The organism is Colwellia sp. SU-HH00943 (genome assembly GCF_057546125.1).
Window position 1 is genome coordinate 502,889 of record NZ_BAAJLW010000003.1, and the last position, 12,602, is coordinate 515,490.

Annotated in this window: 12 protein-coding genes; 11 read left to right on the top strand and 1 reads right to left on the bottom strand. The window is 37.7% G+C overall.

Annotated features, from left to right (window positions below; translation table 11 throughout):
• Positions 1-77: 77 nt before the first annotated feature.
• Complete coding sequence (gene ald, locus AC27GZ_RS10675) at positions 78-1,196, bottom strand: alanine dehydrogenase (protein ID WP_487094997.1); 1,119 nt, start codon at positions 1,194-1,196, stop codon at positions 78-80.
• A 162-nt stretch (positions 1,197-1,358) separates the two neighbouring features.
• Here ald and lrp point away from each other — a divergent pair, with 162 nt between their 5' ends.
• The 11 genes from lrp to AC27GZ_RS10730 all read left to right on the top strand — a co-directional run bounded on the left by lrp (position 1,359) and on the right by AC27GZ_RS10730 (position 12,573).
• On the top strand, positions 1,359-1,832 hold the full coding sequence (lrp, locus tag AC27GZ_RS10680) for a leucine-responsive transcriptional regulator Lrp (RefSeq protein ID WP_487094998.1): 474 nt from the start codon (positions 1,359-1,361) through the stop codon (positions 1,830-1,832).
• 64 nt (positions 1,833-1,896) lie between these two features.
• Complete coding sequence (locus AC27GZ_RS10685; protein WP_487094999.1) at positions 1,897-4,392, top strand: DNA translocase FtsK; 2,496 nt, start codon at positions 1,897-1,899, stop codon at positions 4,390-4,392.
• Between the two features lie 26 nt (positions 4,393-4,418).
• Entirely contained in the window at positions 4,419-5,129 is a 711-nt protein-coding gene (lolA, locus tag AC27GZ_RS10690; protein ID WP_487095001.1) for an outer membrane lipoprotein periplasmic chaperone LolA, read from the top strand.
• A gap of 144 nt (positions 5,130-5,273) precedes the next feature.
• Positions 5,274-6,578 carry a replication-associated recombination protein A gene (locus AC27GZ_RS10695; RefSeq protein ID WP_487095262.1) on the top strand — a complete coding sequence of 435 codons (1,305 nt, stop codon included), beginning with the start codon at positions 5,274-5,276 and terminating at the stop codon, positions 6,576-6,578.
• On the top strand, positions 6,571-6,972 hold the full coding sequence (crcB, locus tag AC27GZ_RS10700) for a fluoride efflux transporter CrcB (RefSeq protein WP_487095002.1): 402 nt from the start codon (positions 6,571-6,573) through the stop codon (positions 6,970-6,972). Before AC27GZ_RS10695 ends, crcB begins: the two co-directional genes overlap by 8 nt.
• Positions 6,973-7,058: 86 nt before the next feature.
• Positions 7,059-8,339, top strand: coding sequence for a serine--tRNA ligase (serS, locus tag AC27GZ_RS10705; protein ID WP_487095003.1), 1,281 nt, complete (start codon positions 7,059-7,061; stop codon positions 8,337-8,339).
• Between the two features lie 191 nt (positions 8,340-8,530).
• Positions 8,531-9,028: a TlpA family protein disulfide reductase gene (locus tag AC27GZ_RS10710; protein ID WP_487095005.1), complete on the top strand. Its 498-nt coding sequence runs from the start codon at positions 8,531-8,533 to the stop codon at positions 9,026-9,028.
• Between the two features lie 81 nt (positions 9,029-9,109).
• On the top strand, positions 9,110-10,252 hold the full coding sequence (locus AC27GZ_RS10715) for a M14 family metallopeptidase (protein ID WP_487095264.1): 1,143 nt from the start codon (positions 9,110-9,112) through the stop codon (positions 10,250-10,252).
• A 58-nt stretch (positions 10,253-10,310) separates the two neighbouring features.
• Entirely contained in the window at positions 10,311-11,819 is a 1,509-nt protein-coding gene (locus AC27GZ_RS10720) for an alanine/glycine:cation symporter family protein (RefSeq protein WP_487095006.1), read from the top strand.
• Positions 11,820-11,930: 111 nt separating this feature from the next.
• Positions 11,931-12,257: a hypothetical protein gene (locus tag AC27GZ_RS10725; protein WP_487095007.1), complete on the top strand. Its 327-nt coding sequence runs from the start codon at positions 11,931-11,933 to the stop codon at positions 12,255-12,257.
• Between the two features lie 7 nt (positions 12,258-12,264).
• Complete coding sequence (locus tag AC27GZ_RS10730) at positions 12,265-12,573, top strand: YeaC family protein (RefSeq protein ID WP_487095008.1); 309 nt, start codon at positions 12,265-12,267, stop codon at positions 12,571-12,573.
• Positions 12,574-12,602 lie beyond the last annotated feature (29 nt).

Sequence of the window (12,602 nt, forward strand, 5' to 3'; positions counted from 1 at the left end):
ATATACTTATTTGCCAGTGTGTGTACACTCTTTTTAAAAAAATAATTTTTTTCAAGCTATAGATAAAAATTTAACAGTTATGCATTAAGCGCTATTTGTGGTGCAACATACTCATAACCTAGTACATCAGCAACAGGTTTGTTGGTGACTTTACCTGCAGCAACATTTAAGCCCGCTAATAAATGTTCATCAGCTAGTAAGGCTTCTTTAGCACCTTTATTCGCCAGCGTTACTGCAAACGGCATAGTGGCATTTGTTAACGCCATTGTAGAAGTACGTGCCACACCACCAGGCATATTTGCTACACAATAATGTACAACGCCATCAACAACGTAGGTAGGCTCTTGATGTGTTGTCGGTTTTGATGTTTCAAAACAGCCACCTTGATCAATAGCAACATCAACAACAACCGCACCTTTTTTCATCATGCTAATATGTTCTTTCGTTACTAATTTAGGCGCAGCTGCACCTGGAATTAAAACTGCACCAACTACTAAGTCAGCTTCAACTACAAGTTGGTTCATCGCATCTGCTGTTGAATAAACAGTTTTTAATCGGCCATCAAACTCGGTATCTAATTGACGTAAACGAGGTAATGAACGATCTAGTATTGTAACATCAGCTCCCATGCCAACAGCCATACGAGCTGCTTGGGTACCTACAACACCACCACCTACAATAAGAACTTTCGCAGGAGCAACACCCGGCACACCACCTAATAAAGCACCTAAACCACCTTGTGCTTTTTCTAATGCGTGGGCTCCAGCTTGAATTGACATACGACCAGCTACTTCAGACATCGGCGCTAAAAGTGGTAAACTTCCGTTTTCTGCTGTCACGGTTTCATATGCAATACAGGTAGCACCAGAGGCTACTAATAATTCTGTTTGTTGTGGATCAGGGGCAAGGTGTAAGTAGGTAAATAAAATTTGACCCGGACGGAGCATTTCACACTCGATAGGTTGTGGCTCCTTTACCTTGATTATCATATCTGCACTGGCAAATATTTCTGCAGCACTATTCACTATTTTTGCACCCGCTGCGATATATTGTTCATTATCAAAACCAATAGCGGCACCGCCATTATTTTCAACAATCACTTCGTGGCCATTGACAGATAACTCCTTTACACCAGCAGGAGTTAATCCAATACGGTATTCATGGTTTTTAATTTCTTTAGGTACACCAACAATCATAATAATCTCTCTTATAGTTCTAGCAATACAAAGCAAATGAGTATCTTTTAGATGCGACTATTATATGAGTAGTTTATTGGAATAACCTGTCGAATTATAAATAATTGCAGTATATAATGCTAAAAACTTGGTAAATTCTAGATAATTATATATAGGGTTATTATGACGAATAAGAAAGTTGATCGTATTGATAAAAATATTTTATTTGAACTACAAAAAAATGGACGACTTTCCAATGTTGAACTTTCTAAACGTGTGGGTTTAAGTCCTACACCATGTCTTGAGCGAGTAAAACGTTTAGAGAAAGAGCAATATATAACTGGCTATCAAGCAAATTTAAACTCGATGAAGTTAGATCTCGCTTTATTAGTATTTGTTGAAATAACCCTTACAAAAACGAGTCCTGATGTATTTGACGATTTTGCTGCTGCAGTACATGAACTTGATGTAATTCAAGAATGTCACTTAGTGTCAGGTGATTTTGATTTTCTGTTAAAAACCCGCGTAAAAGATATGTTAGCGTATCGACAATTATTAGGGGATACCTTATTGAAATTACCTGCGGTAAGTGAAAGTAGAACCTATGTTGTCATGGATGAAATAAAATCCAGTAATATGTTACCAATTAAGCGATAATTTGTTACTTTACTCCTTACTGCCTTACTTTCATTTTTAATGAATAACATCAATGGAATATTAATTGTCTTCAGAACTTATGAAAAATACTGATGAAAGCTTTGATGAGTTAGAAAATACTCAACAAAATGAACCTGCTCCTAAACAGTTAAGTGGTGTACAACGTCTACTTGAAACTGGTTTACTTTTCTTTAGCGTGTTCGCTATGTTTCTTATGTTGGCATTATTTAGTTTTGATGCGGCAGATCCTGGTTGGGCACAAACAGGTTACCAAACACCGGTTAGAAACCTTGGTGGTGCAGTCGGCGCTTATTTGTCTGATCTACTACTTAATTTATTTGGCTTTTTAGCCTATACATTACCTTTCGTTGTAGCCGTTATTGGCTGGCTTTTATTTCAAAAATTTCATCAACTGATGCAATTAGACTATTTAACACTAGGTTTAAAGTTAATTGGTTTTTTCATGTTCTATCTAGGCATTACCTCATTAGCTAGCATGAACTTTGATGATCTTTTCTATTTTTCTGCAGGTGGAATTTTAGGCGACGTTTTAAGCAATAGCTTTTTACCTTATTTTTCCTTTGTTGGCTCAACATTGATTTTTGTTTTATTTACTTGTGCAGGTTTTGTCTTAGTGACAGGCTTTTCATGGTTGAATTTTATCGATAATGTTGGTCGCTATACCATTGCAGCTATCATGTTTATCCAACATTTACCGAGATATATTATTGATAAGTTTGGTACTTCTCCTGTTGAAAATAGTCAACAAGCTAAGAGTAATGAAAAACCCCCAGCTAAAGTAACTAACGAGCCTTCGCCAATGGTTGAACATTTGCCCGTTACTGAAGAAGCCATTGAACCGTTTGTTGACATTGATGAACTTATCTCAGGGCCCATTGCTGGCAATGTTCAAGAACATGTCAGTGAAACTGAAATCACCGCTGCATTTGCCAATGTTGAAAAAGTGAATGTTGAAGATGATAAGCAAGAGCAAGTTAAAAATGCTGTGGTTGAAAGCAGTGATGCTAGCCAAGTAAACCTTGTTGCCAACGAGCCTGAAAGCTTCGAAGGCATGCCTTCTATTGATTTGCTTGATCGACCTGATAAGGCACAAAACCCAATTAACCAAGAAGAATTAGAACAAGTAAGCCGCTTAGTTGAAGCTAAGTTACTCGATTTTAAAGTGCAAGCACAAGTGGTAGCAGTATACCCAGGACCTGTAATTACAAGGTTTGAATTAGACTTAGCACCGGGTATGAAGGTCAGTAAAATCTCTTCATTATCAAAAGACTTAGCTCGTGCGCTTTCTGCTATTAGTGTTCGTGTGGTTGAAGTAATTCCTGGTAAATCAGTTATCGGTTTAGAGTTACCTAACAAGCACCGTGAAATTGTCCGTTTAAGTGAGGTGATTGCTTGTCAAGCCTTTGAAGAGTCATCTTCTGCGTTAACCATGGTGTTAGGTAAAGATATAGCAGGTGAACCTGTGGTGGTTGATTTAGCAAAAATGCCACATCTACTGGTTGCGGGTACCACGGGCTCTGGTAAGTCGGTTGGTGTTAACACCATGATTGTAAGTTTACTTTATAAATCAACCCCTGAAGATGTCCGCCTGATCATGATTGATCCGAAAATGCTTGAGCTTTCAGTATACGAAGGCATTCCGCATTTATTGGCCGAAGTGGTTACCGACATGAAAGATGCTGCAAATGCCTTACGTTGGTGTGTGGGTGAAATGGAGCGTCGTTATAAATTAATGTCAGCACTCGGGGTTCGAAACTTAAAAGGTTATAACAAGAAAATACTTGGTGCAATTGAAGCTGGTGAGCCTATTATAGATCCATTATGGCAACCGAGTGACGGTCTAGATCAAACGCCACCACTTTTAGATAAATTACCGAGCATAGTCGTAATTGTTGATGAATTTGCTGACATGATGATGATTGTGGGTAAAAAAGTTGAAGAATTAATCGCTCGTATTGCGCAAAAAGCACGTGCTGCTGGAATTCACTTAGTTCTTGCAACGCAGCGTCCATCAGTTGATGTTATCACTGGCTTGATTAAGGCAAATATTCCAACAAGAATGGCGTTTCAGGTATCTTCAGGTTTAAACTCGCGCACCATTTTAGATCAGCAAGGTGCGGAACAATTACTCGGTATGGGTGATATGCTTTATTTACCACCGGGTACCGGTGTTCCAACCCGTGTTCATGGCGCTTTTATAGACGATCATGAAGTTCATGCGGTCGTGAATGATTGGAAACAACGTGGCGAGCCAAACTATATTGAAGAAATTTTAGCGGGTGGTAGCGATGAAGATATGTTGTTGCCAGGCGAGCAGGCTGAAGGTGGAGATGAAGATTTAGATGCCCTTTATGATGAAGCGGTAAATTTTGTCACTGAGAAGCGCCGTGTATCTATATCAAGTGTTCAAAGGCAATTTAGAATTGGTTATAATCGTGCAGCCAGAATTGTTGAACAAATGGAAATTCAAGGTGTCGTATCTTCAGCAGGACACAACGGTGCCCGAGAAGTATTAGCGCCGCCTCCGATTAGAGATTAATTCACTTATAAAAGAAAGCATTTACCATGAATAAAAAATCATTAGCTAACGTTGTTAGAACGTTAGCTTTTTGCTCAATTACGACCAGTGTAGTGATTCACGCGGATAATTTACCGTTAGCAACTGAAAATTTAAATCAAGCAAACTCAATTAATCAAATACAATTAAGTGATAGTAAATCAATATTAATCAAAAAATTAAAACACCTTAATTTTTTTACTGCAAACTTTACTCAGCAAGTCATTAGCGATTCTGGTGATATCATAGAAGAAAGCACTGGCAATCTAGCACTGAGCAAGCCTAATTTAGCCAATTGGCAGGTAGAGACGCCAGATGAGCTATCTATTGTTTCAGATGGTGAAAATGTTTGGTTTTATAATCCATGGATAGAGCAAGTAAGCATTTATTCGCTATCATCAGCGATAGCACGTACACCGATTTTATTATTAACCAGTAATGATGAATCATTATGGCAACAATATTCAGTTGAACAAAAAACTGGACAAGAAAACACATACATCATTAGTGCAACTGACGTAAACAGCCAAATTAAGCATTTAACCTTGACCTTCAACACCAATGAGCAAGGGGAGCAATTAAGTGAGTTTTCTTTTCTTGATGCCACAGGTCAGTTAAGTCATGTTAAATTAAGTCAATTTAACGATAAAAATGCACCTGATGAAAAAACGTTTAAATTTGTTGTTCCAGCCAATACACAAATTGATGATCAACGTTAGTTTCATTCGTGTGTAGAGTAAGGCCTAGTTTTGAGTGAAGAAACCCTACAAGCAAGTTTGTTAGCTTTCGAAGAAAATGAATGCGATAACAATGAGGCGAGTGCACAAGTAAATACCCATGATGCAGCACCACTTGCGGCTAGAATGCGCCCTAAAAGTTTATCGGACTATGTTGGTCAACAACATATATTAGCTGAAAACTCGCCACTACGAACCAGTATTGAGCAAGGACATTGTCATTCCCTTATATTTTGGGGGCCACCGGGAAGTGGAAAAACAACCTTAGCTGAAATTATTGCTCACCATGTTAATGCCAAAGTGATCAGGTTGTCAGCAGTAACCTCAGGTATCAAAGACATTCGCCTTGCTATTGAACAAGCAAAAATCAGGGCAACGAATGACAACAATGATAATCTAACCGTGTTATTTGTTGATGAAGTTCATCGTTTTAATAAGTCCCAACAAGATGCCTTTCTACCGTTTATAGAAGATGGCACTATTATTTTCATTGGTGCGACAACAGAAAACCCAGCATTTGAACTTAATCAGGCTATTTTATCGCGTGCTCGGGTTTATACATTAAAAAAACTCACTAGGCAGGATTTAACTCAAGTATTAAATCGAGCTATAACCAGCGTAGAAAGCAGTCAGAATATTTCCATCAACCTTAGTCAAGATGCGAAACAAAGTTTAATTAATAGAGCTGACGGTGATGCAAGGCGTTTATTAAACCTTGTCGAAAATTGCCTAGATAGTATTAGCACAGTAGAAAATAAAAAAAGTATTTCGGTTGAATTAATTAGCCAAGTAGCTGGTTCGAAAGTTGCCTTATACGATAAAGGCGGTGATGCCTTTTATGATTTAATCAGTGCATTTCATAAATCTGTACGTGGCTCCAGTCCTGATGCGGCATTATATTGGTACGCGCGAATTTTAACGGGTGGTGGCGATCCCCTTTATGTTGCTCGTCGTTTATTAGCCATTGCCAGTGAAGATATCGGAAACGCTGATCCACGTGCTATGCAATTAGCCATAAATGCTTGGGATACTTATCATAGAGTTGGTCCAAGTGAAGGGGAACGTGCTATTGCTCAAGCAGCGGTTTACTTAGCGTTAGCGCCAAAAAGTAATGCGGTTTATATTGCGTTTAATCAAGCTAAGGTATTAGCTGAGCAAACATCAAGCTTAGATGTTCCCAATCACTTAAAAAATGCTACCAGTAAACTTACTGAAGAATTAGGTCATGGCGCTGGCTATCGCTATGCACATAATGAAGAAAATGCTTTTGCTAGTGGTGAAAATTATTTTCCTGAAGCATTAGCTAACGCTTCAGGTTACAATACTGAGTTATATCAGCCCACTGACCGCGGCTTAGAAAAACAATTAAAAGAAAAACTTAATTACCTTAAACAATTAAATCAACAGAGTAATGAGCAGCGCTATGACTAATACGGTTAGCAATTTCACTTTATATGCCTTTGTTGCATTAGGTGGTGCCTGTGGAGCAAGCTTACGTTTTTATATTTCGCAATTAGTGTTAAATTGGCTAGGAAAAGGTTTCCCTTTTGCCACCTTGCTAGTTAATATCACAGGCTCATTTGTTATGGGTGTACTTTACCAGTTGATTAGTCATGAATTAATAGAAATTCATGTGCATAGAACATTAATAGGTATAGGGTTTTTAGGTGCTTTTACCACTTTTTCAACTTTTTCATTAGATACCTTATTGTTATTACAACAAGGTGATGTATTAAAAGCAGGCATTAACGTATTGCTTAATGTCTCCCTATGTATAGCAGCCGCTGGATTTGGACTTTATTTAGTATCCAGTTTAGCTAAATAAATTTTAGGATGAGTTTTATAATAGAAAACTTAGCCATTTATTAATATTTTAACTTTGAATTTAAAACAGATAAAACGTGAATTATTATGCTCGACGCAAAACAACTTAGAACAGATTTAGACAATATCGCTAGCCAACTTAAAAAGCGTGGCTTTACCCTTGATATAGAGGCTTTAAATGCTTTAGAAGAGCAACGAAAAGCGATACAAGTAAAAACCCAAGAATTACAAAGCGAACGTAACAGTCGCTCTAAGTCCATTGGCCAAGCAAAAGCACGCGGTGAAGATATTGCCCCTTTACTAGCTGCAGTTAGCCAACTAGGTAATGATCTCGATGTGGCAAAAGCTGAACAAGATGAAGTGCTTGCTAAAATTAACGATATAGCCAGTGCTATTCCAAACTTGTTAGATGAATCTGTTCCTGTTGGTCAAGATGAAGATGACAATGTTGAAGTTAAACGTTGGGGTACGCCTCGTGAATTTGACTTTGAAGTCAAAGACCATGTTGATTTAGGTTTAGCAATTGATAAAGGTTTAGACTTTGAAAGTGGTGCCAAATTAGCAGGAACTCGCTTTGCTGTTATGCGCGGTACAATTGCAAAATTACACCGTGCATTAACACAGTTTATGTTAGATATGCACACTGAAGAGCATGGTTATCAGGAAATGTACGTGCCTTATTTGGTGAATGCAAACTCATTATTTGGTACAGGTCAGTTACCTAAGTTTGGTGAAGATTTATTCCATACTGACTTATCCGGTAAAAAATTCTCTTTAATTCCAACATCAGAAGTACCATTAACCAACATGTACCGTGATGAGATTGTTGATGAAGCAGAGTTACCGATTAAAATGACGGCTCATACGCCATGTTTTCGTAGTGAAGCTGGCTCGGGTGGTCGCGATATTCGTGGTTTAATTCGTCAACATCAGTTTGATAAAGTTGAAATGGTACAGTTAGTTAAACCTGAAGACTCATTTGCTGCCTTAGATGAACTAACCGGCCACGCTGAAGCTATCTTAGAAAAACTTGAACTACCATACCGTACTATGGTGCTTTGTAGTGGAGATGTTGGTTTTAGTGCCGCTAAAACCTTTGATTTAGAAGTTTGGTTACCTGCTCAAAATACCTATCGTGAAATTTCATCGTGTTCGAATATGGGCGCATTCCAAGCTCGACGTATGCAAGCTCGTTATAGAAATAGTGAAACAAACAAACCTGAATTACTCCATACCTTAAATGGCTCTGGTTTAGCTGTTGGTCGTACTCTAGTAGCAATACTAGAAAACTACCAACAAGCCGATGGCAGTATTGATGTGCCGACAGCGTTGCAACCTTATATGAATGGCTTAACAAATATTAGTTAAGCTATCTTGAAGTCGACTACTGATCTTTTTTGAAGGGTAGTCGGCTATTTCCTGACTATACGGTATTGCCAAATAACTTCACCTTATCTGAAAATTCTAACTGATTCATTGCAATAAATTTTCGATGATCGGGTCTATTAAAGAACCTACTTTATTATTTTGACTATTAGTTGCCCGTTAAGGAAGTTGTTTTGTTACGTAGTTTTATCATACAAGCCATTATTTTTGTTTTAGCTTTCCATGTGTTATCTTTTTTTCGTGAAACAAGCATGTTGTCTAAAGATGACAAAATTACTAAATTTGAAACTCAAGTCATAACCAAGGTACCGACCTTAACAGGAGGTGCTGTAGATTTAACCTCACAAGATAAAAAAACAGTTTTATATTTTTTTGCCCCTTGGTGCCAAGTTTGTCATGTCAGTATCGGTAATTTACAAAACCTTTATGAGAAAAATGAAGATATTGATGTTATTGCTGTCGTACTCGATTATTCTAGCATCGAAGAGGTCACTAATTTTACTCAACAACACCAATTAACCTTTCCCATTGCACTAGGAAACGAAGCTATCAAACAAAGCTTTTCTATAAGTGGTTATCCTAGTTATTATGTTATTAACGAAGAAAATATCGTTATTGCTAAATCTATGGGATATTCTTCAGAATTAGGGCTTTATCTAAGATCATTGTAGTGATCTTACTTTTGTTTGTGTACACTGTGACTTTCATCTTTTTAAAAACTTCATGAAGGTGCCTTTATGCAAGCTCCAGCGGTGCAAATAACTGATAACTTTGATAGTGGCAATATTCGCGTTATCGATGCCAGTGATATCAGTAATATTCAATGTGAAATCAAACATGACAATCAATCTGATTTTTATCAATGGTTTCACTTCAAACTTCACACCTTTGCAAATCCTAATAGTGGATCTCAAGAGCATGTTATTCATTTAACCAATGCAGGGCAGGCTGCTTATGTAGAAGGTTGGGAAGATTATCAAGCTGTAGCCTCTTATGATAGAGACCATTGGTTTCGAGTACCCACGAGTTATGATGGCGAAAAGCTCACCATCTCCTTTACGCCTGAATACAATTCAGTCTATTTTGCTTATTTCTCTCCTTATAGTTACGAACGTCATCAAGATTTATTACATAGTGCGCAAATGCATATTGATTGCCAACTGCAAGTGTTAGGACAAACACTTGATGGTCGGGATATGAGCTTACTTAAAGTTGGAGATGAAGGTGAGGGCAAACGCGTTATTTGGTTAACTGCCCGTCAGCATCCTGGCGAAACTATGGCTGAATGGTTTATTGAGGGCTTTTTAGAGCGCTTACTTGATGAAGATGACGGTGTTGCGCGCGCATTATTAAATAAAGCCGTTTTTTATATTGTGCCTAATATGAATCCTGATGGCAGTGTGCGAGGTCATTTGCGTACTAATGCCGTTGGTGCTAATTTAAACCGTGAGTGGTTAACACCAACCATGGAACGTAGCCCGGAAGTTTATTTGGTTCGAGAAAAAATGTTTGAAACCGGCGTTGATATGTTTTTGGATGTTCATGGTGATGAAGCGCTGCCTGTTAATTTTGTTGCTGGTTGTGAAGGCGTTGTAAATTATGATGAACGTCATAAAGCGTTAGAAGATAAATTTAAAGATATACTTTTAGCTATTACACCTGAATTTCAAGATGAACGAGGTTATGATAAGGACGAACCAGGTAAAGCTAACCCTACTGTTGGTACAAACTGGGTAGGTAATCAATTTAAGTGCTTAGCCTATACTATTGAAATGCCATTTAAAGATAATGACTTGTTACCTGACTATAGTGTTGGTTGGTCAGATATGCGCAGTAGTTTATTAGGCCGTGATTTTTTAACCGGCATATATCATATGGTTGATGATTTACGATAAATCATCCGTTTTTCAATTTATTTCATAATAAAAATTACAATAATATCAGGAGTTTTCAGTGCAAGAACTTGTCAATACTATAAATGGTTATATATGGAGCTCGGCATTAATTTATCTTTGCTTAGGCGCAGGTTTATTTTTTACCGTACTTACTCGTTTTGTTCAAATTCGCCAATTTTCAGAAATGTGGCGTTTATTAATGTCAGGTAAAAGTTCATCACAGGGTATCTCTTCATTTCAAGCGTTAGCAGTTTCTCTATCTGGTCGTGTTGGAGCAGGTAATATTGCAGGTGTTGCTGCGGCTATTGGTTTCGGTGGTCCAGGAGCTGTTTTTTGGATGTGGGTTGTAGCCTTTTTTGGTGCAGCAACAGCCTATATCGAATCTGCCAATGCTCAAATATATAAAGAAGAGCATGACGGCAAATACCATGGTGGTCCAGCTTATTATATTGAAAAAGCCATGGGTCAAAAGTGGTATGCATGGATATTTGCCATTGCCACAATTTTAGCCACCGGTATTTTATTACCAACAGTTCAGTCAAATACTATTGGCGGTGCTATTGAACAGGTATTTTCTGGAGCCGGCAGTATTGATACTGCAATCGGTGTTGTGAGCTACGCTAAGCTTTATACTGGTACGGCTATAGTATTATTACTGGGTTTTATTATCTTTGGCGGGATTAAACGTATTGCTAACTTCACACAAATTGTTGTGCCGTTTATGGCGTTAGCTTACATCTTAATTTCACTGATTATTATTGCACTTAATATTACCGAGTTACCAAAAGCATTTATGTTAATTGTAGGTGATGCATTCACACCAATGGCGGGTGTTGGCGCTGCTATTGGTTGGGGTGTTAAACGAGGTGTTTACTCAAATGAAGCAGGGCAAGGTACTGGTCCTCATGCAGCAGCTGCTGCTGAAGTAGATCACCCAGCTCAACAAGGTTTAGTACAAGCATTTTCAGTTTATATCGACACTTTATTTGTTTGTTCTGCTACTGCTTTTATGATTATTATCACAGGAGCCTATAATGTTCATGGTGTAGGTGATGTATTTATTGTTCAAAACATTGCTAGTGACGTTGCCGCAAATGGTCCTGCTTTTACACAAATGGCTGTTGATAGTGTCTTTACCGGTGTTGGCAAACCTTTTGTAGCCCTAGCATTGTTCTTTTTCGCATTTACGACTATTTTGGCGTATTACTTTATTGCTGAAAATAATATCTATTATATAAAGCGAACCTTTAATATTCCTGGCGCCGTATTTTTGCTTAAAGTTGTTATTATGAGTGCGACCTTCTACGGCACAATCAAAGCAGCTAATATTGCTTGGGGACTTGGTGATATAGGTGTTGGTTTAATGGCTTGGTTAAACATTATAGGTATTATTATCATATTCTTTATGTCTAAACCGGCAATTAAAGCTCTTAAAGATTATGAGCAACAGCAAAAAGCAGGTGTTAAGGAATATAGTTTTGATCCTAAAGCACTTGGTATTGAAGGAGCGACATTCTGGGAAGATCGTATCGCAAAATCTAAAGCAAAAGATGAAAACATTACTTAGTAAAAGCTACTTAGTTAAATATTAATCGTAAAAAACGTCCTTAGGGGCGTTTTTTTTTGCCTTAAAAAAGGTAGAATATTTAATACTTATCTACGTACAGAAGTATAGTTTATGGCAGTTATTAAATGCCCTAGTTGTAAAAAGAAAATTTCAGATAAAGCCAAGCAATGTAATTATTGTAAGCTTGATTTGACAGAATTAGATACTGAAAAATTGGCGAGCTTGAATCGTATTGAGCGCATTAATCAAGGGCAAAGATTAATGAATTATTCCTTTATTGCTATGTTGCTCTTTTGCGGCGGTTTTTTATTTATGTTCTGGGATAATGTTGAGCCAGGATCATGGCAGCATACTTTAGCAATGACCTGTTGCGTCATTGGTTTTATTTTATACATAGTTATTCGAGTAAAATTATTGCTCTTTAAACGTCAAAAATAGGATTTTCATGAATTTAGAAAGCACCATAACGCAGATGAGCGAAGCAATGTATTTACGGTTAAAATGCGCTGCAGAAACAGGAAAGTGGCCAGAAGGAACACCTGTAGATCAAGCTCAGCGAAATACCGCCTTACAATTAACCATGGCTTATCAAGCACGTCATTTAAACAATGATGACATGCTAACTATAGGAAATGATGGCAACATTATTAATAAAAATAAACGTCAGTTAAAGGCCGAGTTTTCTTCTGCTGCCAAAGATGAGCCTATTACCCCGTGTGTAAAGCCAGATATTGCCCGTTTCACCGATATTTAATTTGTACGGGGTTAATTTTCACGGATTTA

Excerpts from the sequence above, each read along its gene's own strand:
- ald (WP_487094997.1), bottom strand. The coding sequence starts at position 1,196 with ATGATTGTTGGTGTACCTAAAGAAATTAAAAACCATGAATACCGTATT.
- lrp (WP_487094998.1), top strand. The coding sequence starts at position 1,359 with ATGACGAATAAGAAAGTTGATCGTATTGATAAAAATATTTTATTTGAA.
- lolA (WP_487095001.1), top strand. The coding sequence starts at position 4,419 with ATGAATAAAAAATCATTAGCTAACGTTGTTAGAACGTTAGCTTTTTGC.
- AC27GZ_RS10695 (WP_487095262.1), top strand. The coding sequence starts at position 5,274 with ATGCGCCCTAAAAGTTTATCGGACTATGTTGGTCAACAACATATATTA.
- crcB (WP_487095002.1), top strand. The coding sequence starts at position 6,571 with ATGACTAATACGGTTAGCAATTTCACTTTATATGCCTTTGTTGCATTA.
- serS (WP_487095003.1), top strand. The coding sequence starts at position 7,059 with ATGCTCGACGCAAAACAACTTAGAACAGATTTAGACAATATCGCTAGC.
- AC27GZ_RS10725 (WP_487095007.1), top strand. The coding sequence starts at position 11,931 with ATGGCAGTTATTAAATGCCCTAGTTGTAAAAAGAAAATTTCAGATAAA.
- AC27GZ_RS10730 (WP_487095008.1), top strand. The coding sequence starts at position 12,265 with ATGAATTTAGAAAGCACCATAACGCAGATGAGCGAAGCAATGTATTTA.